We start from the raw sequence: 21,151 nt of genomic DNA, 5'->3' as shown, positions 1-21,151 counted from the left end.
AAGCAGTTGCTGCCTTGAATTCTTGGCGGCGCGACATGAATAAGCCATAAAAACCGACTTATCGGGTTTAATACAGTGCATAATCATGAGCTATTTCTGAGTGCCTTGCATTCGGACGCAACAGGTTAGCCTTTGGGACCAAAACAATGACCAAAACCGACAAGAATATGCTGGCTATGAATGTGGGCCGTCGCAGCTTTCTGCGCGGTGCTGCAACCGCTGGTTTGGCCGCTGCCGCATCTGCAATCGCTCCTGCAGCATTTGCCCAGCAGCAGGCTTTGAATGATATTCTTTCAGCACCGCGTCGCGGTAACTGGGATGACCAGTTTGATGCGCGTGCAACGGGTGGCCAGAAGGTTGCAACCAATCAGCCGGTTATCAGTCAGCAGACGGTTGGCAATCTTCAGTCGGCAATTGCCCAATATGGTGATCTTGCCGCTCGTGGTGGTTGGCCGCAGGTTCCCGGCAGCGCAAAGTTACAGCTTGGCGTCAATGATCCTTCGGTTCAGGCTCTGCGCCAGCGTTTGATCGTTTCTGGCGATCTGCCACGTGAAGCTGGTGTTTCGAGCGCGTATGACACTTATGTCGATGCAGCCGTTAAGCGCTTTCAGTCGCGTCATGGCCTGCCTGCCGATGGCGTTATGGGCCAGTTCACCTACGCTGCAATGAATGTTGATGCGAATACCCGTCTTGGCCAGTTGCAGACCAATCTTCAGCGTCTTTCCGGCATGACACCTGCAAGCCAGACAGAGCAGCGCTTTGTTATGGTCAATATTCCTGCGGCACGTATTGAGGCTGTTGAAAACGGCAGCGTTTCACAGCGCCATACAGCGGTCGTTGGCAAGATTGATCGTCAGACGCCAATTCTTGATTCCAAGATTCACGAAGTGATTCTCAATCCGTACTGGACGGCTCCAAAGTCGATCATCCAGAAGGATATTATTCCGCTGATGCGGAAAAACCCGCAATATCTGGCAAACAACAAGATCCGCCTCTACAATGCGCAGGGTCAGGAGGTTCCGCCGGAAAGCGTTGACTGGAACACCGACGATGCGGTGAAGCTGATGTTCCGTCAGGACCCGGGCAAGATCAACGCCATGTCCTCCACGAAGATCAACTTCCACAACACGCATGCCGTTTACATGCATGACACACCACAGAAGAGCTATTTCAACAAGTTGATGCGCTTTGATTCGTCCGGCTGCGTCCGCGTGCAGAACGTTCGCGATCTGGATGTCTGGCTGTTGAAGAACACAGCTGGCTGGGATCGTCAGAATATTGAAGGCACGATTGCTTCCGGCGTGAATACGCCTATTCAGGTGGTTGATCCTGTGCCGCTGCACTTCGTTTATATCACCGCATGGTCGACTGGTGATGGTGTAGTGCAGTTCCGCGACGACATCTACAAGATGGATGGTTCGAGCGCGCTGGCGCTTGGCACTGATACCTGATCTGAAACTATCTGCAAAAAAGCCGCCCCAATCTATTTCGGGCGGCTTTTTTGTTTCCGGCAGTGCCTTTGGCACCATCATGCCGCATTTTGGAACATGCTTTTCGCTTTGCGGCCATTGGCCTTGCCATTCGAAGTGTGATACTGCGCCTCATCTCTTAGTGCTACGGCCGGCTAACCCGGAGGGTGTGAAACATGACACAAGCCAATACCGCTTTTTTCAACGCAACTCTTGAAGAGATTGATGCCGATATTTTCGGTGCGATCCGCAACGAACTCGGTCGTCAGCGTCATGAAATTGAGCTGATCGCCTCGGAAAATATTGTTTCGCGTGCGGTGCTTGAAGCACAGGGTTCGATCCTCACCAACAAATATGCCGAAGGTTATCCGGGCAAGCGCTATTATGGCGGCTGCCAGTATGTTGACGTTGTTGAAGAACTGGCGATTGAGCGCGCCAAGAAGCTGTTCGGTGCAGAATTTGCAAACGTCCAGCCAAACTCCGGCAGCCAGATGAATCAGGCTGTGTTCCTGGCGCTTTTGCAGCCGGGCGACACTTTCATGGGCCTCGACCTCAATTCCGGTGGTCACCTGACGCACGGTTCGCCTGTTAACATGTCGGGCAAGTGGTTCAACGTTGTTTCCTATGGCGTTCGTGAAGACGATCACCTTCTGGATATGGAAGAAATCGCCCGTCTTGCACGTGAAAACAAGCCGAAGCTTATTCTTGCTGGTGGTACTGCCTATTCCCGTATCTGGGACTGGAAGCGTTTCCGTGAAATCGCTGATGAAGTTGGCGCATATCTGATGGTCGATATGGCTCACATCGCTGGTCTGGTTGCCGGTGGAGTACACCCATCGCCGGTTCCACATGCGCATGTTTGCACCACGACGACTCACAAGTCGCTTCGCGGTCCACGCGGCGGTATGATCCTCACCAACGATCCAGATCTGGCGAAGAAGTTCAATTCTGCTGTCTTCCCGGGCTTGCAGGGCGGACCGCTGATGCACGTGATTGCTGGTAAGGCCGTTGCTTTTGCAGAAGCTCTGAAGCCGGAATTCAAGATCTACGCTCAGAACGTTGTCGATAATGCGCGTGCGCTTTCGGACGAACTGAAGTCGCAGGGCTTGGACATTGTTTCAGGCGGCACCGACAACCACCTGATGCTGGTCGATCTGCGTCCGAAGAATGCAACTGGTAAGCGCGCTGAAGCAGCACTTGGCCGTGCAAATGTCACTTGTAACAAGAACGGCATTCCATTCGATCCAGAAAAGCCATTCGTAACCTCCGGTGTTCGTCTTGGTACACCTGCTGGCACGACCCGCGGTTTCGGCAAGGCTGAGTTCAAGGAAATTGGCTCGCTGATCGCAGAAGTGCTCGATGGTCTGAAAGTTGCCAACTCCGACGAAGGCAATGCATCCGTTGAAGCAGCGGTTAAGGCCAAGGTCATTGCACTGACTGATCGCTTCCCGATGTACGGCTATCAGGGCTAAAACCCTTCAAATTTTGATGAAGCCCCGTTCAACCTTGTTGAGCGGGCTTTTTCATATCTGTCTCAATTAGGCAGCATTCGCCTGATGGGGTATCATTCAATGGAATCATCTATTCAATTGAAAGAGTGCCATGCGTTGTCCCTATTGCCAGTCTGAAGATACGCAGGTGAAGGATTCCCGCCCGGCGGAAGACGGTGCGGTTATTCGCCGACGTCGTGTCTGTTCGGTATGTGGCGGACGCTTCACAACTTTTGAGCGCGTGCAATTGCGTGATCTTATGGTCGTGAAGAAGAGCGGTCGTCGGGTGCCTTTCGATCGTGAAAAGCTATCTCGTTCCATTGATGTGGCTCTGCGCAAGCGTGAGATTGATGAAGAGCGTATCGAACGCGCGATTTCTGGTATCGTGCGCCAACTCGAAAGCTCAGGCGAAGCCGAAGTAACGTCCGACGAAATTGGCCGTCTAGCGATGGATGCGCTCAAGGGCGTCGATGACATCGCCTATATCCGCTTTGCTTCCGTCTATCGCAATTTCAGCAAGGCCGTCGATTTCCACAACGTCATTGATGAATTGACTGTCACTGAACCCGCCTCCGACCCGGACGCATAAAATGAGCCAAGTGGAATTCTCGCATGCAAAAGCGACGGCCGATGATCTGCGCTTCATGGAAGCAGCCATTCGTCTTGCACGGCGCAACAAGGGCTTAACGGGAACAAACCCGTCAGTTGGCACGATCATCGTCAAAGATGGTGTTATCGTTGGACGTGGCGTGACGGCAATCGGTGGGCGTCCTCATGCAGAGCCGCAGGCACTGGCCGATGCGGGTGAGGCGGCGCGGGGCGCCACGGCTTATGTCAGTCTCGAACCTTGCGCACATCATGGTCGTACACCGCCATGTGCGGAAGCTCTGGTGCATGCAGGTATTGTGCGGGTGTTTGTTGCCGCGACTGATCCCGACGAAAGAGTAAGCGGCAAAGGCTTCGCAATCCTGCGTGACGCGGGCATTGAAGTGGTGCCGGGCATTCTGTCAGATAAGGCTGCCGATGACCTCGCGGGCTATCTGAATCGATCTTCTAAAAAACGCCCGGAAGTGATTCTGAAACTTGCACTTTCTGCCGATGGCTTCATCGGTAAAAAGGGTGAGGGACAGGTAACAATCACGGGTCCGATTGCGCGCGCGCAGTCGCATATTCTGCGTGCGCAGACCGATGTAATTCTGGTCGGTGTCGAAACAGCAATTGCTGATGACCCAATTCTGAATTGTCGTCTGCCGGGGCTGGAACAACGCTCGCCCGTTCGCCTTGTGTTGGATAGCGGATTAAAACTGCCGCTCGATTCAAAGCTTATTCGCAGTTCAGACGCTATTCCTTTGTGGCTTGCTTGTTGTGAACATGTGGCGCCTGAGCGACGTTATGAGATGCAGGCGGCGGGATGCCGCATCATCGCGGCGGAAAGTGATGAAGGCCGCATCGCTTTACCAGAATTGATGGATGACCTTGCTGCACAGGGTATTTCCTCTGTTCTGGTCGAGGGTGGAGCAAGCGTTGCCAGCAGCTTTTTAAAAGAAAATCTGGTTGATCGCGTCGTGCTTTTCCGCTCACCTGTTGAAATCGGTTCTGCCGCCGGGGTTGCCGTCACGGATCTGCAATCCCATATCGCTAATGAATTCGCAATTGTGCGCGAGGCGCGATATGGCGACGATGCTTATGCGGAATATGTAAGGAAGACTTGATGTTTACAGGTATTGTCACCGACATTGGCAAGGTTGATCGTATTAAGCCGCTTAATGAAGGTGTGCTGCTGCGGATCGAAACAGCTTACGATCCTGAAACCATCGAGCTTGGCGCTTCGATTGCCTGTTCTGGAGTTTGCCTGACCGTTGTGGCACTACCGGAAAAAGGCACCAATGCCCGCTGGTTTGAAGTGGAAGCCTGGGAAGAGGCATTGCGTCTCACGACCATTTCAAAATGGGAAAATGGCACCCGCATTAATCTTGAGCGTTCGCTCAAGCTTGGTGACGAAATGGGTGGCCATCTTGTGTCCGGTCACATCGATGGACAGGCGGAAATTGTTGAGCGCAAGGAAGAGGGCGATGCTGTCCGCTTCACTCTGCGTGCGCCGGAAGAACTGGCACCTTTTATCGCCCAGAAAGGCTCTGTCGCACTGGATGGTACATCGCTGACGGTCAATGGCGTCAATGGCAATGAATTTGACGTTCTGCTTATTCGCCATTCGCTTGAAGTGACCACGTGGGGCGACCGTAAAGCAGGCGACAAGATCAATATTGAGATCGATCAGCTGGCCCGTTACGCAGCAAGGCTTGCGCAATATAAGAAATAAGCTTAGAGCCTAAGAACCCTAAGCTGTTTTTTTGAATTTAGCGTTGACCGCAGGATTTGCGGTCCGCGATTTCTGTCATGGAGTCTCTCATGTCGAAGCACGAGGCGCACGCGCCGCATTTGCTCATTGTTGAAGCGCGTTTCTACGAAGAACTGTCGGATGCGCTTCTTGACGGCGCAAAGGCTGCTCTGGATGCTGCTGGCGCGACTTATGATGTTGTGACGGTTCCCGGTGCACTGGAAGTGCCAGCGACGATTTCTTTCGCGCTTGATGGCGCTGAAAATGGCGGCACGAATTATGATGGCTTTGTCGCTCTCGGCACAGTCATTCGTGGTGAAACCTATCATTTTGATATTGTTGCCAATGAATCCTGCCGCGCATTGACCGATCTTGCAGTTGAAGAAGGTCTTGCTATTGGCAATGGCATTCTGACTGTAGAGAATGATGAGCAGGCTTGGGTGCGTGCGCGTCGCGAAGATAAGGACAAGGGTGGCTTTGCAGCCCGTGCAGCCCTAACTATGATTGATCTACGTAAGAAATTCGGAGCCTGATACGATGACTGCTTCTTCTGAAGGCCGCACCAGCCCGAATGCACCAAGAGCCGCAAACAAGCGTGGCGTTGCGCGTCTCGCAGCCGTTCAGGCGCTTTATCAGATGGATGTTGCCGGAACAGGCGTCATCGAAGTCGTTGCTGAATATGAAGCCCATCGCCTTGGCAAGGAAGTGGATGGCATGCAGTATCTCGATGCAGATCCGCAATGGTTCCGTGGCATTGTGGCAGGTGTTGTGGAAACGCAGCTTGCACTGGATCCGATGATCCATCAGGCATTGACTGAAGATTGGCCGCTTTCCCGTCTTGATTCAACACTGCGTGCGATTTTGCGCGCCGGTGCGTGGGAATTGAAAACCCGCAAAGATGTACCAACTGCGGTTATCGTCTCGGAATATGTCGATATCGCCAAGGCTTTCTACACCGAAGAAGAGCCGAAGCTCGTCAACGCGGTGCTCGACCGTATTGCTTTCGAACTTCGTGGCGAAAGCCGTGGAACAAAGCCGCGCGGCAAGTAACAGACATTCCTATTTAGACCAAAAAGGCTGCGAGAAATCGCAGCCTTTTTGCTTTGGTAATTCAACAAACTACGACTTGACGTTTCAATACGTCTTCCGCATGTTGAGCCTGCGGCATTGAGAATGCGCGAATGCAGAAACATCTGCAAACTCTTCGATTGTAAGCAGATGCTTCAAACGTAAAATCAAGCCGATGAAACCCGGTGACTTGACGGTTTCAGGCACTTCCATGCCGCTATCTCTGGCCCGGGGAGGGGTTTTCGGGCCTTTCATGCGCCGATGTGTGCAGATAATCGCTCCGTGATTGCGAGCGATTTATCGCAAGCTGGTGCGCGCTCAATGGGAGTTGGCCTAAATGGGAATCGGAGTTCTTCTTCTCGTCATAGCCTGCGGTGTATTTTCCGTTCTGTTTGCCATATGGGCAACGCGTTCGGTTCTTGCCGCAGATCAGGGCACAGCGCGTATGCAGGAAATTGCTGCTGCAATTCGTGAAGGTGCCGCAGCCTATCTCGCGCGACAATATACAACCATTGCGCTGGTTGGCGTGGTTGTCTTTCTTGCGGTCTGGTATCTGCTCTCAATTTCGGCCGCTGTAGGCTTTCTCATCGGTGCGATCCTGTCCGGTTTGACAGGCTTTATCGGGATGCATGTTTCCGTTCGTGCGAATGTGCGCACAGCGCAAGCCGCATCCCTCAGCCTCGCTGGAGGCTTGGAAATAGCTTTTAAGTCTGGCGCTATTACTGGTATGCTCGTAGCTGGTTTGGCACTGTTGGGTGTGTCAGTTTATTATTTAATTCTGACGGTTTGGCTGGGTTATGCACCCTCTGATCGCACAGTCATCGATGCGCTTGTGGCGCTCGGTTTTGGTGCTTCGCTGATTTCGATCTTCGCACGCTTGGGCGGCGGTATCTTTACAAAGGGTGCCGATGTCGGCGGCGATCTTGTTGGCAAGGTCGAAGCAGGCATTCCGGAAGATGATCCACGCAATCCAGCAACCATTGCTGATAATGTCGGCGATAATGTCGGTGACTGCGCAGGTATGGCAGCGGATTTGTTTGAAACCTATGCGGTGACGGTTGTTGCAACCATGGTTCTGGCTGCGATCTTCTTTGCCGGTTCCGATGTGCTTTCAAGTGTGATGCTTTATCCGCTGGCGATCTGTGGCGTTTCCATCCTCACATCAATTGCGGGAACGTTTTTCGTCAAACTTGGTGTTAATGGCTCCATCATGGGCGCGCTTTATAAAGGCCTGATCGCAACCGGACTTCTGTCTATCGTGGGTCTTGCCGTTGCCAATACGCTGACGGTCGGCTGGGGAGAGGTGGGCGTCGTTGCAGGAATGACAATCACCGGCACCAACCTGTTTATCTGCGGCATCATCGGCTTGATCGTGACTGGCCTGATCGTCGTGATTACTGAATATTACACCGGCACCAACAAACGCCCGGTCAATTCGATTGCGCAGGCTTCTGTGACGGGTCATGGCACCAATGTCATTCAGGGACTGGCGGTATCGCTGGAATCAACCGCTTTGCCTGCGATTGTTATTATTGGTGGTATTATCAGTACGTATCAGCTTGCAGGACTCTTCGGCACCGCCATTGCGGTTACAGCCATGCTTGGCATTGCTGGTATGATTGTGGCGCTCGATGCCTTTGGTCCGGTCACGGATAATGCGGGTGGTATTGCGGAAATGGCCGGTCTTGATCCGGAAGTGCGCAAATCCACCGATGCGTTGGATGCAGTGGGCAACACGACTAAGGCCGTCACCAAGGGCTATGCGATTGGTTCTGCGGGTCTCGGTGCACTTGTACTGTTCGCTGCCTATTCAAACGATCTCGCCTATTTCGCAGCCAACGGACAAACCTATCCCTATTTTGCGGATATGGGACCGGTATCGTTTGAGCTCTCTAACCCTTACGTGGTGGCTGGTCTGATCTTCGGCGGCCTCATTCCATATCTCTTTGGCGGTATGGCAATGACGGCTGTTGGTCGTGCAGGCAGTGCCGTGGTGCAGGAAGTGCGGCGTCAGTTCCGTGAAAAGCCGGGCATTATGACTGGGCAGGATCGCCCGGACTATGCGCGTGCAGTTGACCTGCTGACCAAAGCGGCTATCCGGGAAATGATTATTCCATCACTTCTGCCGGTTCTGGCTCCAATTGTCGTATATTTTGGCGTTCTGCTTATCTCAGGCTCCAAAGCGGCGGCTTTTGCGGCTCTTGGCGCGTCGCTTCTGGGCGTTATCATTAACGGATTGTTTGTGGCCATATCCATGACATCGGGTGGTGGCGCATGGGATAATGCCAAGAAAAGCTTTGAAGATGGCTTCACAGACGCCGATGGCGTGAAGCATCTCAAAGGCTCGGAAGCACATAAGGCTTCTGTAACGGGTGATACTGTGGGTGATCCTTACAAGGATACCGCTGGTCCTGCCGTTAATCCGGCAATCAAGATCACCAACATCGTGGCACTTTTGTTGCTTGCAGTGCTTGCACATTCCGCGTGATGCGAAACAATAAAAAACCCGCCGTAAGGCGGGTTTTTTGCAATCCACTTTGCAGAATTAGTTGTTTCCGCCAGCTGTCATGCCGCCTGGAAGCGACGTTGGAGCTTTGGCAACACCCTGAATGATCTGGCCAATGAAGGTCTGATCCTTGCCGCCGGTCGGCGTCGTACGGGATACAAAATCAAAGACCTTGCCATCCTGAAGACCATAATTGGCGATATGGTGAACCTTACCATCCTTATCGAAGTAAACCGCAAGGATGTTGCGATCGACGATTTTCGGCTTCATGAACTGTGCCGCACGGTAGCGCTTCTGCGAAATGTAATAGAACACTTCATTATCGAAGGTCGCCGTTGTTGATGGCGTTCCTAGAGCCAGAAGCACTTGCTCACGGCTGGAACCAACCGGAACCGAATCGAGCGCATCCTGATCAAGCACGTAACCCTCTGTGATCGTTTCCGACGGGTTTAGCGTGGATGCAGTGTTGCATCCGGCAAGAGCCGCCGAAAAGAGAATTGCTGTGCCTGCGAGAAGGGCACGCTGTTTGCGTGCGCTTGGGAAAATTCGCTGCAACAAAGACCTCTCCATACATTCTATATCAGCGCGGCACTTTCGCCGTCAGGAGAACTTCGGTAAACCACCTTGCAACTGGATGCAACAAGTACGGTCGTATACGAATGATTCTTCGACTTTTTCGCCGCAAAAACAAAGCAAATGAGACAGTTGTGCTTCGCGTTTACGAGACGATCGTGGCGGCGGCGCGGCAAAAGCGATTTTATTCGCAATTTCAGGTGCCTGATACACCATTGGGGCGCTATGAAATGCTTTCGGTTCATATTTTCCTCACTCTTCATCGTATGAAGGGCGAAAATTCGGCGCTGATGCCCCTTGCACAGGACATTGCAGATGAATTTTTCAAGGATGTTGACCATTCCTTGCGAGAATTGGGAATCGGTGATCAGGGCGTTCCGAAGCGGATGAAGAAGCTCGCACGGATGTTCTACGGTCGTGTCAGTTCTTATGGCTCGGCACTGGATAATAATGACCAAGAGGCATTGGCAGCAGCTCTAACAAGAAATATTCAGCCTGATCTCGAATTATGGCCGCATTCTCACCATTTGAGTGCGTATGTGTTCGCGTGTCGGGATTTGCTTGCAAAAACCGATGACGGCGTTTTGGCGGCAGGCGATATTTCCTTTATAAATGTCGAAGACATGGCGCTATCGCCAACTGATACGAAGAAAAAGGCTGAGAATAATGACTGATAAACCGGCACTGACTTATCCCGTTCCGGTTCTGCATCTCCCCCACAAGGGTCTGACGGTGAAGATTGGGACGAATGAAAAGGAAAGAGCGGCGTTGGCTGATGAGCACGGCCTTCGGTCGGTGAAATCCTTTGATGCCGAATTTTTGCTCACACCTTGGAAAAAGCGCGGCATTCGCATTCGCGGAACGATCAAGGCAGACGTTGTGCAGTCATGCGTAGCCACGCTTGAGCCGCTGGATGCAACGATTGACGAGCAGGTCGATACAATTTTTGTGCCGGAGGATTCTCGTCTCGCTAAAGTTCAGCTGGATGAGAGCGGTGAAATGCTGCTTGATGCTGAAGGCGCAGACATACCAGAGACATTTGTTGGCGATAAAATTGATTTGGGCGCTGTCGCGGAAGAGTTTTTTGAACTGGCACTTGATCCTTATCCACGCAAACCGGGTCTGCCAGAAGAGGCAGAGCCAGTAATTTTTGGCGATGTGGATGAGGAAGATAAGCCTGATTCGCCTTTCGCAAAGCTATCAGACTGGTCTAAGAAGCCGTGATTTAACGGATGCTTGATAGAATCTGGTTGTGCATGACCGGAAAAACACTATTTTCGCGGAAAAGCTCTCTGTTTTTAAAAATGCAGATTTGGGGCAAGGGATCGCACAGGATTAATCAAGAGTGATAAAAGTTTCGATTGACGCCATGGGCGGTGATTTTGGCCCTGAAGTGGTCATCCCAGGTGCGGCGAAGGCGCTTGAGCGTCATCCTGATATCCGGTTTATATTCTTTGGTTTGGCCGGACAGGTCGAGCCTGTATTGGCACGTTACCCGAAGCTACAGGCTGCATCCGAGTTTCGCGCCAGTGAAGTAGCAATTAAAATGGATGATAAACCGAGCCAGGCGCTTCGCTCTGGTCGCGGCAAGTCTTCTATGTGGCAGGCAATTGAAGCCGTAAAAACCGGCGATGCAGATGTTTGCGTGTCTGCGGGCAACACCGGCGCGCTGATGGCGATGTCCAAATTCTGCTTGCGTATGCTGTCCGATGTTGAGCGTCCTGCCATTGCAGCGATCTGGCCGACCTTGAAGGGCGAATGCATCGTGCTGGACGTCGGCGCGACCATTGGTGCAGATGCACGCCAGCTTGTCGATTATGCAGTGATGGGCGCTGGCATGGCGCGGGCTCTTTTTGAAATTCGCAAGCCGACAGTTGGCCTTCTCAATGTCGGCACTGAAGAAGTCAAAGGTCTCGACGAAGTAAAACAAGCAGCGCAGATTTTGCGCGATATGCCGCTTGAAGGCCTTCAATATAAGGGTTTCGTCGAAGGAAACGACATTGGAAATGGCGCCGTTGATGTGGTGGTGACGGAAGGTTTTACGGGCAATATCGCGCTCAAAACCGCAGAAGGCACGTCACGTCAGATGGCCACACTCTTGCGTCAGGCCATGAGCCGTACTTGGCTCGCAAAAATTGGCTATATTTTTGCTAAGGGCGCATTTGATCGTATTCGCGAAAAAATGGACCCGAACAAGGTCAATGGCGGTGTATTGCTCGGCATGAGTGGCGTTGTTATCAAAAGCCACGGAAGTGCGACCGCTGAGGGTTTCTGTTCAGCGATTGAAGTTGGCTATGACATGGTCCGCAATAAGCTGCTCGAAAAAATCGAAGTCGATCTGGCGCATTTCCACCACAGTCATCCGCAAACTGCGTCGAATGATGGTAGCGAAAGCACAAAATAATAATTGTCTCGCTAAGGGACAAGAATTCTGACCGGCAGAAAATCCTGCTACGGTCACGCAGGACAGGAAAAATAACGATGATAAGATCTGTCGTAAGAGGTATTGGTTCGGCATTGCCTGAGCGGATCATGAAGAACTCCGACTTCGCGGGCGTGATTGAAACCTCCGACGAATGGATTGTTCAGCGCACGGGTATCCGTCAGCGTCACATTGCAGGCGAGGGCGAAACCACCGTGTCGCTCGGTGCGGCTGCAGCGCGCGCGGCGCTTGAAAATGCAGGTATCGATGCGTCGGATATCGATCTTGTTCTGGTTGCAACATCGACGCCGAATCATACGTTTCCTGCGAGCGCAGTCGAAATTCAGCGTGAGCTTGGCATTACGACGGGCTTCGCCTTTGATTTGCAGGCAGTTTGCAGTGGCTTCATTTACGCCATAACAACAGCGGATCTTTATATCCGCGGTGGCTTGGCCAAGCGTGTTCTGGTCATCGGCGCCGAAACATTCTCGCGTATTCTCGATTGGAATGATCGCACAACCTGCGTGCTGTTTGGTGATGGTGCAGGCGCAATCGTGCTTGAGTCGGCAGAAGGCAAAGGCCTGACGTCTGATCGCGGCATTCTGACAGCGAATCTTCGCTCGGATGGCAACCATAAAGAAAAGCTTTTTGTTGATGGTGGACCATCCACCACGCAAACAGTCGGCCATCTTCGTATGGAAGGCCGTGAAGTTTTCAAACATGCTGTGGGCATGATCACGGATGTGATCGAGGCCTCTTTTGCAGAAACCGGGCTGACAGCTGAGGATATTGATTGGTTTGTGCCACATCAGGCCAACAAGCGCATCATCGACGCTTCCGCTAAAAAACTGAATATCGCCGAGGAAAAGGTGGTTATCACCGTGGATCGCCACGGAAATACCTCCGCAGCTTCTGTTCCGCTGGCACTCGCAACAGCAGTTGCAGACGGGCGCATTAAGAAGGGAGACCTCGTTCTTCTTGAGGCTATGGGCGGTGGATTTACATGGGGCGCAGTTCTATTGCGCTGGTAATTAGAAAATTGATAGGCCGCGAGGAAACTCGCGGCTTGACCGAACCACTTTTATTTGTGTAACCTCCTGTCACTTAAGGATATTATCTGTTCACACGCTAACCAGGTAGGTTCTGTTATGGGAGGTAAGACGGTCACACGTGCTGATTTGGCAGAGGCTGTTTATCGTAAGGTAGGCCTGTCCAGAACAGAATCGGCGGCTCTGGTCGAGATGATCCTCGATGAGGTCTGTGACGCTATCGTAAACGGGGAAACCGTGAAACTGTCGTCCTTTGCGACATTTCAGGTCCGTGATAAGAATGAACGTATCGGCCGTAATCCGAAGACGGGTGAAGAAGTTCCAATTCTTCCGCGCCGCGTGATGACATTCAAGGCTTCCAACGTTCTGAAGCAACGCATTTTGCAAGAACATCAGAAGCGCAGCGCAAAAAGCGCTAAGTAAAAATTCAGATCAGTTTGCACTAGAGCAGTTTCGTGAGCTCAGCCGCCCGTTTCGATGGGCGGCTTTTTTGTTTCACCATTGAAGCGAGGTGAGACTTTCTACTATCAACAATCTAATTGCGTATTTCCTGTTATTCTGAAGAGGTGCTTATCAGTTCCTGATATTATATATTCCTTATTAAGGCTGAGTCGGGCCGCTAATATGAGACGCCGAGAAATTGGGGCTTTTCGTCGGTTTTTTTTATGATAAACGCCGTTGGATTATTGTGATATTATGGCACGTACTGATTGAAGTACTGATTGCCATTTGAACTATCTGGACTGGCAGGGGACGCCTTGAGGCTAACCAAACCACTGGAAAGGCAAGCAGATGGATAAAAGCCCTGACGCATTCAGGACGATTAGCGAAGTTGCAGAGGATCTTGATCTTCCGCAGCATGTTCTGCGTTTTTGGGAAACGCGTTTTACCCAAATTAAGCCTATGAAGCGTGGCGGCGGACGTCGTTATTATCGTCCGCTGGATGTTGAGCTGCTTAAGGGTATTCGGCATCTGCTTTATGATCAGGGTTATACGATCAAAGGCGTGCAGCGCCTTCTTCGCGAGAATAATGCGCAATTCATCATTGCTCTGGGCAATGGCGATGTGCAGGCAATTGATGCGATTACGCGCCAGAAGCAGGCAGCCGCTGAAAAGCAGGCGATGGAAAACGCCGCTGACAACGAAATGGCCTTGCCGAATGGCATTAAGGCACCGCAACCAGCACGCAAGCTGTTTGGCCTGTTAAAAGGCGAAGAAGACGGCCCGATTGGTGCTGATGGCAAACGAGCATCCAAAGACAATAGAAGTCTTTTGCAGGAAGCGTTATTTGACCTTCTTGAATGCAAGCGACTTCTGGATCAGGTTCGCTGATATCGAATAAAAAAGGGAGGCATTTGCCTCCCTTTTTTATGTTTTATGTCGACGACAGTTTCAGTCCGATTATGCCGGCGAGAATAAGCATCACACTGGCAACGCGGAAAAAGCTCGCCGCTTCACCGAGAATGAAAATTCCCACCAGAAACGCGCCAACAGCGCCAATGCCCGTCCAGATGGCATAAGCAGTGCCCAGCGGAAGGGTTCGCATTGCAATAGAAAGCAGTGCGAAGCTTCCAATCATGGTTACAATGGTAATTACGCTGGGTGTGAGGACCGAAAATCCCTCAGACTTTTTCATGAAATAGGCCCATATGACTTCAAGGCCTCCAGCTATTGCCAGATAAATCCATGCCATTTTATTTTGCTCCGTTGATATGGGCCGTCCCATGATTGAAATAACGAAAGGTCGTCCTTTCGTGATGGATAAGGCGCATCCAGAAAAGTGTGAAGCGGTTTTCGGATAAGATGCGCGTTAAAACATAGAATTAATGTGAAGGATGCAGAGCATCATTGAGATACATGCAGCTCAGCATTGTGAAGACATAAGCTTGGATCACGGCCATCAACAGTTCAAGTGCTGTGAGCGCGACAGTCATCGCTAGAGGCAGAATTGCGGACAGTAAGCCCATTGTTCCCAGGCTACCTAAGCCAACGACGAAGCCAGCAAATACTTTCAGCGTGATATGCCCCGCCAGCATGACAGCAAACAAACGAACGGAGTGACTGATCGGTCGTGAGATATAGGACATCAGTTCGATTGGCACGATGATCGGCGCGAGAATTGCCGGGACGCCAGCTGGCATAAACAGTCTGAAGAACTTGAAGCCGTGCTTAAATAGGCCGTAAATCGTCACCGTAAGAAAAACCAGCATTGCCAGTGCAAAAGTCACTATGAGCTGACTTGTGACTGTAAATGCATAGGGAAACATGCCGATCAGGTTTGCCACCAGAATGAATATGAAAAGCGAGAATACCAGTGGGAAAAACTTCATTCCATGCTGTCCGGCATTCTCGCGAATTGTCTGCGAAACAAATTCGTAAAGCATTTCGGCTGAAGATTGCAGACGTCCCGGCACAACTTTACTGCGGTGTGAAGCAATAAACAAAAAACCTGCGGCAACCGTGACAGTTAGCAGCATATAGAGTGCAGAATTTGTGAAAACGATCTGCTGGTCGCCGAGTGTGCCAAGCTCGACAATAGGTCTGATCGCGAATTGTTCTATAGGTCCAGCCACGGAACACCCCTTAAATGGGGCCGTCCCCTATGCGAACACAGACGCGGGTCGTCCCGCGCATGTTTCAGATAGCCATGTTTTTTGCGGCTGACAAGTGTGGTGTCATCAGCGATCTACGAAAACTTGATTAAGCTACACTGGATCGACATGCCGTTTGCGCTATCCTAACAAGCACCTAATAATTTGGAGACTGACCAATGGCACTCTCACGACGAAATTTTATTGTTGCAGCGTCTGCCGCAAGCGGTGGAATGGCTTTGGCGCCCTTCAAAAGTGATGAAGCGAAAGCAGAAACTGCGTTGTCCAAAATTGAGAACCCAGGTTTTCATCGCTTCCAGTTTGGCGATTTTGAAATAACCACACTGTCGGATGGCCGACGGGCAGGCGAGGCACCTGAGAAGACTTATGCTGTAAATCAGGACCCAGAGGACGTTGCAGCGCTGCTCGAAGAAAATCTTCTGCCGACAGATCGCTTTGTAAACAGCTTCACTCCGGTTTTGATCAATACAGGCAAAGAACTTGTTCTATTTGATACCGGGATGGGTGCAGGCGCGCGCGAAGCGGGGCAGGGCAAGCTTATCAGTGCGCTTGAGGCTTCGGGCTATAAGGCGGATGATGTATCGCTTGTCGTGCTGAGCCATTTCCATCCTGATCATATTGGCGGGCTGATTGAAGACGGTAAACCGGCTTTTGCCAATGCGCGTTATGCTGCTGGGCAGAAAGAATATGACTTCTGGACAGATCCAGCACGGCTTGAAACTCCAGCAAAAGGTGTCGCTCAACTTGTCGATAAGAACGTGAAGCCTTTGGTTGATAAGATAACCTTTATCGATGATGGCAAGGATGTTTTGTCGGGTATCCAGGCTGTCGGAGCCTATGGGCACACGCCGGGGCATCTGGCTTTCCGCGTTGAATCAGGCGGAAAGTCATTGATGCTCATTTCCGATACTGCCAATCACTCGGTCATTACCTTACAGCGACCAGATTGGCATGTTTCTTTTGATATAGATAAGGAAATGGCGGCTGAAACCCGTAAGCGTATGTTCGATATGATCGCTACGGATAAGCTTCCGTTTATTGGCTATCACATGCCGTTTCCGTCGCTTGCATATTTGCAACGTGACGGTGAGGGGTATCGATATGTGCCTGAAACCTATCAGATTCGAACCACATAGTCGTAACGGCGAGTGGTGCGAGCGTATTCGTTTTGGATAATCATCAAAATAGACCTTGCACCACAAGCCTTTATATCATAGGGCTTTTTCATGGTCCGGAGCGTAGCGCAGCCCGGTAGCGCACTTGACTGGGGGTCAAGGGGTCGTGGGTTCGAATCCCGCCGCTCCGACCATTTTTCAAAAAACTTTAAGACATTTATTCTGGTATGCTGTTTCGTTTTTTCTATAAAAAATACCCCTGTCGTAAAAGGGGTACTAGAATTTATTGAACATCGATGAGGGCCTTGTAAAACTTGGGGGGTACGACCTTAATCTAAATAAATATATTAAAATTTTTCGAATGAAATAATCACGTATCGAAACAAAGACAGTAGAACTCTTTCTATAAATATCATCAAGCGCAATTTTTTGATCGCAATTAATTCTAAAGAATGATGCGGATGAGTTATGAAAATACATAAGCGCCAGTATTTCACTGTGTGTTAATCTCTTAGAGTTTCTGGAGTCGTCCCATCTTTATGGCTTTAGAGAAGCAGTGCGGAGCATAATAAACAGATAGAGAATTATTTCTAATTCAGTGTAAGTTTGGCGAGCTTTTAGTTTTGCTTTTGGGGGCGTGGATGGGACTGTTCGCTGAGGTTGTGAAATATGTATCGATCGTGGTGATTGGTCTTTTGCCAATCATGAATCCTCTTACGACCATTCCCCTCTATATGGCATTGACGAAGCGAATGAGTGCAGAGGACAAACGCTCTCAAGCGCGCAAGACCTGCATTTATGCATTTGCGATTCTGATTGTTTTTATGCTGCTAGGGAACGGTATAATTTCGCTATTTAGTATCTCAATGCCTGGTATTCGTGTTGCGGGCGGCATCATCATTATGATCTTGGCACTTCGCATGATTTTTTCGGGTGAGGACACTTCATCGCAAGTAGACGCAGAGCCAGCAGATATTAAAAAAGCTCAGCTTGATTATTCGTTCTCACCCTTGGCGATGCCGAGCTTGGCAGGCCCGGGGTCAATCGCTGTTGTGATGGGTTTTACGTCCCAAATACCTGCCGACCACACCATTCTTGGACATGGCGTCATCGCAATTGGCATCGCCATTATGGTTGTAATTGCCTATATCGGCCTGTCTTCTGCGAACTGGATCGAGAAAGTGCTCGGCGACCATGGCATGCAAGCCGTGACGAAAATTATGGGTTTTCTGTTAACGTGCGTTGCGGTGCAGTTTTTGGCCTCTGGTATTCGGGAATTCGTTGTCGAATTCAGCAAGCTTTCATAATTTATGAGCGAGGCATGAAAAGGATAATGCAAGCGCCGCAAAATGCGATTGCGGCGCCTGTAATGTCCCAGCGGTCGGGACGCATGCCTTCAACGAGCCATATCCATATAATCGAAGCAATAATGTAGATGCCGCCATAAGCTGCATAAGCGCGCCCGGCGGCCTCGCTTTCAATAAGCGTAAGCAGATATGCAAAAGCGGCAAGGCATATCAAGCCCGGAACAAGCCACAATGGCGACTTGTCGAGTTTGAGCCATGCCCAAAATGCAAAACAACCTGCAATCTCAAACAGTGCCGCGGCTGTATAAATTAAGAGTTGCAAGCTTTGTCCTAATCGTCATCAATTTGCGTTTGAAAAACTGTCAATGAATTCCGCTCGCGGGGTTCATAGTTTTCGATATGCGTCTAATACGCGTTTTCGGTGTTAAGAAGTTTGATAGGGGTGAGGAAAAGGATTTTCAGATCAAACCAAAGTGACCAATTTTCAATGTAGTAAAGGTCGTATTCCGTTCGCATCATTATTTTATCTTCGTTATCGATTTCGCCACGCCAGCCATTTATCTGCGCCCATCCGGTTACACCGGGTTTGACGCGATGACGCGCGAAGTAACCCTCTACGACTTCATTAAAAAGGACATTGTGCGAGTGTGCGGCGATTGCGTGAGGTCGAGGCCCAACGAGAGAAAGCGATCCGGTCAGTGAATTAAAGAATTGTGGTAACTCATCGATTGACGCCTTGCGGATGAAACGTCCAACGCGGGTCACACGAGGATCATTTTTCGTTACAACATTGCGTGCTGCTGGATCATTTTGCTCGGTATACATGGAGCGAAATTTCCAAACATTTATGACCTCGTTGTTAAACCCATGGCGCTTCTGTTTGAACAGAATCGGGCCTTTGCTATCGAGCTTAATGGCGATTGCCGTTGCCAGCATGATGGGGGAAAGAAAGATAATACCCAGCAAGCTGAAAACAATATCGAAGATTCGCTTTGCAACCGAATCCCAGTCATTGATTGGCTTGTCAAAAATATCAAGCATGGGGACGGTGCCGATATAGGAGTAGGCACGTGGACGAAACCGCAAATGACTGTTGACGGCGGATAGTCGTATGTCGACAGGTAAAACCCAGAGTTTATTCAGAATTTTTAAGATGCGTTCTTCGGCACTTATTGGCAGCGATACGATCAGCATATCGATATGCGCAATGCGTGCAAATTCGATCAATTCCTTGATGTTGCCAAGCTTTGGATAGCCAGCAACAACCGGAGGGGAGCGTTTGTCATCGCGGTCGTCGAATATTCCGCAAATTCGAATATCGTTCTCCGATTGTTGCTCCAAAGAACGAATTAATGCTTCAGCGCTTGGGCCCCCGCCGACGATGACTGCCCGCCGCTCCATAATGCCATTTCGTGCCCAGCGTTGGAGCCGCCATGAAACGAAGAGACGGGATGCGATGAGGGTTACAAGGCCGCTGATTGCCCAAATAAGAAACCATGCACGAGAAAAGTCAGAGGATACTTTGAGTAAGAAGCCAGTAACCGCGATCAGTCCGAGCACGGTGGCCCAAGCCATGAAAACTCGCTTCAGGTACCGACTTGGGCGACGCAGAATGTTGATCTGGTAGCCATTGTTCATTTCCATGATCAGCACGAAAAGCGCGCCGCTCAGGAATATTATGAGGAAATAATAGAAAATATGCGGAGTGTTGAAACTCACATAGTAAGAAAAACTTAATAGTCCCGTTATCAGAACAATTCCGAGCTCAACAAGCCGTATCACTCCGCTAAACATACTCGGCGATAGTGTATCGCGTGCATACTGCGCAGCCATCTGGCGCGCCATCGGATTTAACTCTATTTGCTCTTTCATCTGTGAACGATGCGGACCACTGGCATTATTTTCCTCGGGATTAACCGGAGGTGGCGTATTATTTTGCCGCACGGTTCAGCTCCTAACAACCTTAAACGCTGAGTTATCTTTAAACGCAAATCCTTAGGAAAGGCTGATTAAAAATCTATCGCGTGTGTTTGATTGTCGTGAATGCGTTCCACAGTAAACTTATTCTATAAAATTTTGCATCCAATGCGCTGAACCAGCTTTGGATTAAAACCATTTTCACATCGCTGGCAACTTTACATGTTGCCAGCCAGTATAGGGTACGGGCTACGCGAGACTTTAAAAACCCGTATGAGTGAGCCAAACAATAGAGCGTCAGCACGTTTTCAGCAGCTTTCGCATTCGTAATGATTAGCTATAATTTCAAGAAGGTAGATTTGATTTGACGCCCTGTAATATGTTCTTTTCGCATCGCCAAATTCGTAAGAAGCGTAGCGCGAAAATAACTACACGATGAAAAATCCATCAGAAAAGACGCTCGCGCACATAAACCGTATCCCCTGGCAAAATGGGGTCAGATATTAATACGCGACCAGTTGAAACCTCGTCGTTGATTGTTCGTGTTATATCGACATTTTCCTGGTTGGCACGTGGTGAGAAGCCTCCAGCAGCAGCGATTGCCTTTTGCACGGTCATGCCGGGCACATACGAGTATTGTCCTGCTCCACCTACTTCACCCATAATGAAAATAGGGCGATAGCGGTCAACCTCGACACTAACGTCAGGCTCGCGCAGATATCCGCCACGCAGCTTAGAGGCAATTATGCCCTCAAGTTGCTTCACGGTTTTCCCATTTGCTGGAATACTGCCTATCAACGGAAACGCAATGTAGCCAGACTGGTCAATGTTGTAATTGTTTGTAAGATTTGCCTGTTCGAACACTGTTATGCGCACACGGTCGCCAGCGCTTAGCAAATAGGGTTCATTCAGACCGGCATGAAATGCTGGTGGGGCAGGGCGATAGCTTGAGCATGCTGAAAGCATCATCGCCGCTAGGCCAAGCACTACAAGAGCCAAATGGCCTGTGTGCTTGCTATGATTTTCCCGCATTGTCATTTTCGCGTCGGTCTCTTCCGAAAAGCCTTGCCATGTTTGAGTATCCAGATTCAAATATCGGGATACTGTTAAGTGATGTTATCGATTGATTAAGGTTAATGGCTGGTAAAGAATGTAATCTTTGATGAAAAAACTTTGCGCAAAGATCTTTCATGCTTCCGCTTATGAAAATTAACGGTCTGGTTACCTTGTTGATTTACCTTTTGCTAACCATCTGGCCCGCTCCCAAAAGTGGATAAAATGGTTG

Annotated in this window: 22 protein-coding genes and 1 tRNA gene; 17 read left to right on the top strand and 6 right to left on the bottom strand. The window is 50.3% G+C overall.

Annotated elements, in window-relative coordinates; translation table 11 throughout:
* The first annotated feature begins 146 nt into the window (after window positions 1-146).
* The 8 genes from ACOZHT_RS01245 to ACOZHT_RS01210 all read left to right on the top strand — a co-directional run bounded on the left by ACOZHT_RS01245 (window position 147) and on the right by ACOZHT_RS01210 (window position 8,853).
* Window positions 147-1,451: a L,D-transpeptidase family protein gene (locus ACOZHT_RS01245; RefSeq protein WP_339508341.1), complete on the top strand. Its 1,305-nt coding sequence runs from the start codon at window positions 147-149 to the stop codon at window positions 1,449-1,451.
* 194 nt (window positions 1,452-1,645) lie between these two features.
* Window positions 1,646-2,941, top strand: a complete 1,296-nt coding sequence (gene glyA, locus ACOZHT_RS01240; protein WP_339508342.1) for a serine hydroxymethyltransferase — start codon at window positions 1,646-1,648, stop codon at window positions 2,939-2,941.
* A gap of 130 nt (window positions 2,942-3,071) precedes the next feature.
* A complete protein-coding gene (nrdR, locus tag ACOZHT_RS01235; protein ID WP_339508344.1) occupies window positions 3,072-3,548 on the top strand; it encodes a transcriptional regulator NrdR in 477 nt (158 codons plus the stop codon).
* Between the two features lies 1 nt (window position 3,549).
* Window positions 3,550-4,671 (top strand): bifunctional diaminohydroxyphosphoribosylaminopyrimidine deaminase/5-amino-6-(5-phosphoribosylamino)uracil reductase RibD, encoded by a 1,122-nt coding sequence (ribD, locus tag ACOZHT_RS01230; protein ID WP_339508346.1) that lies wholly within the window; start codon window positions 3,550-3,552, stop codon window positions 4,669-4,671.
* On the top strand, window positions 4,671-5,279 hold the full coding sequence (locus ACOZHT_RS01225; RefSeq protein ID WP_313828317.1) for a riboflavin synthase: 609 nt from the start codon (window positions 4,671-4,673) through the stop codon (window positions 5,277-5,279). The genes ribD and ACOZHT_RS01225 overlap by 1 nt, the downstream gene beginning before the upstream one ends.
* Before the next feature lie 89 nt (window positions 5,280-5,368).
* The gene (locus tag ACOZHT_RS01220) at window positions 5,369-5,830 is read left to right on the top strand and encodes a 6,7-dimethyl-8-ribityllumazine synthase (RefSeq protein WP_339508350.1); all 462 of its coding nucleotides are present in this window, start codon (window positions 5,369-5,371) and stop codon (window positions 5,828-5,830) included.
* Between the two features lie 4 nt (window positions 5,831-5,834).
* Window positions 5,835-6,347 carry a transcription antitermination factor NusB gene (nusB, locus tag ACOZHT_RS01215; RefSeq protein ID WP_339508351.1) on the top strand — a complete coding sequence of 171 codons (513 nt, stop codon included), beginning with the start codon at window positions 5,835-5,837 and terminating at the stop codon, window positions 6,345-6,347.
* A 355-nt stretch (window positions 6,348-6,702) separates the two neighbouring features.
* The gene (locus ACOZHT_RS01210) at window positions 6,703-8,853 is read left to right on the top strand and encodes a sodium-translocating pyrophosphatase (protein ID WP_339508353.1); all 2,151 of its coding nucleotides are present in this window, start codon (window positions 6,703-6,705) and stop codon (window positions 8,851-8,853) included.
* 57 nt (window positions 8,854-8,910) lie between these two features.
* Here the strand turns inward: ACOZHT_RS01210 and ACOZHT_RS01205 are convergent, their stop codons facing one another.
* Window positions 8,911-9,429, bottom strand: a complete 519-nt coding sequence (locus ACOZHT_RS01205) for an outer membrane protein assembly factor BamE (protein WP_250039610.1) — start codon at window positions 9,427-9,429, stop codon at window positions 8,911-8,913.
* A 101-nt stretch (window positions 9,430-9,530) separates the two neighbouring features.
* Between ACOZHT_RS01205 and ACOZHT_RS01200 the strand changes: the two genes are divergently transcribed.
* The 6 genes from ACOZHT_RS01200 to ACOZHT_RS01175 all read left to right on the top strand — a co-directional run bounded on the left by ACOZHT_RS01200 (window position 9,531) and on the right by ACOZHT_RS01175 (window position 14,247).
* Complete coding sequence (locus ACOZHT_RS01200; RefSeq protein WP_339508354.1) at window positions 9,531-10,118, top strand: ubiquinol-cytochrome C chaperone family protein; 588 nt, start codon at window positions 9,531-9,533, stop codon at window positions 10,116-10,118.
* The gene (locus ACOZHT_RS01195) at window positions 10,111-10,668 is read left to right on the top strand and encodes a YceD family protein (protein WP_421565263.1); all 558 of its coding nucleotides are present in this window, start codon (window positions 10,111-10,113) and stop codon (window positions 10,666-10,668) included. Before ACOZHT_RS01200 ends, ACOZHT_RS01195 begins: the two co-directional genes overlap by 8 nt.
* Window positions 10,669-10,789: 121 nt before the next feature.
* A complete protein-coding gene (gene plsX, locus ACOZHT_RS01190) occupies window positions 10,790-11,848 on the top strand; it encodes a phosphate acyltransferase PlsX (RefSeq protein ID WP_339508358.1) in 1,059 nt (352 codons plus the stop codon).
* A 77-nt stretch (window positions 11,849-11,925) separates the two neighbouring features.
* Window positions 11,926-12,897, top strand: coding sequence for a beta-ketoacyl-ACP synthase III (locus ACOZHT_RS01185; RefSeq protein WP_421565262.1), 972 nt, complete (start codon window positions 11,926-11,928; stop codon window positions 12,895-12,897).
* A gap of 117 nt (window positions 12,898-13,014) precedes the next feature.
* The gene (locus tag ACOZHT_RS01180; protein ID WP_187545449.1) at window positions 13,015-13,338 is read left to right on the top strand and encodes an integration host factor subunit alpha; all 324 of its coding nucleotides are present in this window, start codon (window positions 13,015-13,017) and stop codon (window positions 13,336-13,338) included.
* A gap of 369 nt (window positions 13,339-13,707) precedes the next feature.
* Complete coding sequence (locus tag ACOZHT_RS01175) at window positions 13,708-14,247, top strand: MerR family transcriptional regulator (RefSeq protein ID WP_250039617.1); 540 nt, start codon at window positions 13,708-13,710, stop codon at window positions 14,245-14,247.
* 43 nt (window positions 14,248-14,290) lie between these two features.
* Here the strand turns inward: ACOZHT_RS01175 and sugE are convergent, their stop codons facing one another.
* Both sugE and ACOZHT_RS01165 read right to left on the bottom strand, forming a co-directional pair.
* The gene (sugE, locus tag ACOZHT_RS01170) at window positions 14,291-14,608 is read right to left on the bottom strand and encodes a quaternary ammonium compound efflux SMR transporter SugE (protein WP_339508361.1); all 318 of its coding nucleotides are present in this window, start codon (window positions 14,606-14,608) and stop codon (window positions 14,291-14,293) included.
* A 130-nt stretch (window positions 14,609-14,738) separates the two neighbouring features.
* Window positions 14,739-15,488: a F0F1 ATP synthase subunit A gene (locus ACOZHT_RS01165; protein WP_339508362.1), complete on the bottom strand. Its 750-nt coding sequence runs from the start codon at window positions 15,486-15,488 to the stop codon at window positions 14,739-14,741.
* A gap of 197 nt (window positions 15,489-15,685) precedes the next feature.
* On the opposite strand from ACOZHT_RS01165, the gene ACOZHT_RS01160 reads away from it, so the two are divergent.
* The 3 genes from ACOZHT_RS01160 (at window position 15,686) to ACOZHT_RS01150 (ending at window position 17,949) form a co-directional block, all read left to right on the top strand.
* The gene (locus ACOZHT_RS01160; protein WP_339508363.1) at window positions 15,686-16,663 is read left to right on the top strand and encodes an MBL fold metallo-hydrolase; all 978 of its coding nucleotides are present in this window, start codon (window positions 15,686-15,688) and stop codon (window positions 16,661-16,663) included.
* A gap of 96 nt (window positions 16,664-16,759) precedes the next feature.
* A tRNA-Pro gene (locus tag ACOZHT_RS01155) sits at window positions 16,760-16,836 on the top strand.
* A gap of 447 nt (window positions 16,837-17,283) precedes the next feature.
* Window positions 17,284-17,949, top strand: a complete 666-nt coding sequence (locus ACOZHT_RS01150) for a MarC family NAAT transporter (RefSeq protein WP_310010439.1) — start codon at window positions 17,284-17,286, stop codon at window positions 17,947-17,949.
* Between the two features lies 1 nt (window position 17,950).
* Here ACOZHT_RS01150 and ACOZHT_RS01145 read toward each other — a convergent pair whose 3' ends face one another.
* From ACOZHT_RS01145 to ACOZHT_RS01135, 3 genes are all read right to left on the bottom strand, one after another.
* Window positions 17,951-18,271, bottom strand: a complete 321-nt coding sequence (locus ACOZHT_RS01145; protein WP_310010438.1) for a YnfA family protein — start codon at window positions 18,269-18,271, stop codon at window positions 17,951-17,953.
* Between the two features lie 83 nt (window positions 18,272-18,354).
* Window positions 18,355-19,893: an undecaprenyl-phosphate glucose phosphotransferase gene (locus tag ACOZHT_RS01140; protein WP_339508365.1), complete on the bottom strand. Its 1,539-nt coding sequence runs from the start codon at window positions 19,891-19,893 to the stop codon at window positions 18,355-18,357.
* A 420-nt stretch (window positions 19,894-20,313) separates the two neighbouring features.
* A complete protein-coding gene (locus ACOZHT_RS01135; protein WP_339508913.1) occupies window positions 20,314-20,898 on the bottom strand; it encodes a polysaccharide biosynthesis/export family protein in 585 nt (194 codons plus the stop codon).
* Between the last annotated feature and the right edge of the window lie 253 nt (window positions 20,899-21,151).

Source organism: Ochrobactrum sp. EDr1-4 (assembly GCF_049199085.1).
Lineage (GTDB): Bacteria > Pseudomonadota > Alphaproteobacteria > Rhizobiales > Rhizobiaceae > Brucella.
The sequence above is the reverse complement of the archived record's forward strand: the minus strand, read 5'-3'. Positions and strand labels throughout refer to the sequence as shown.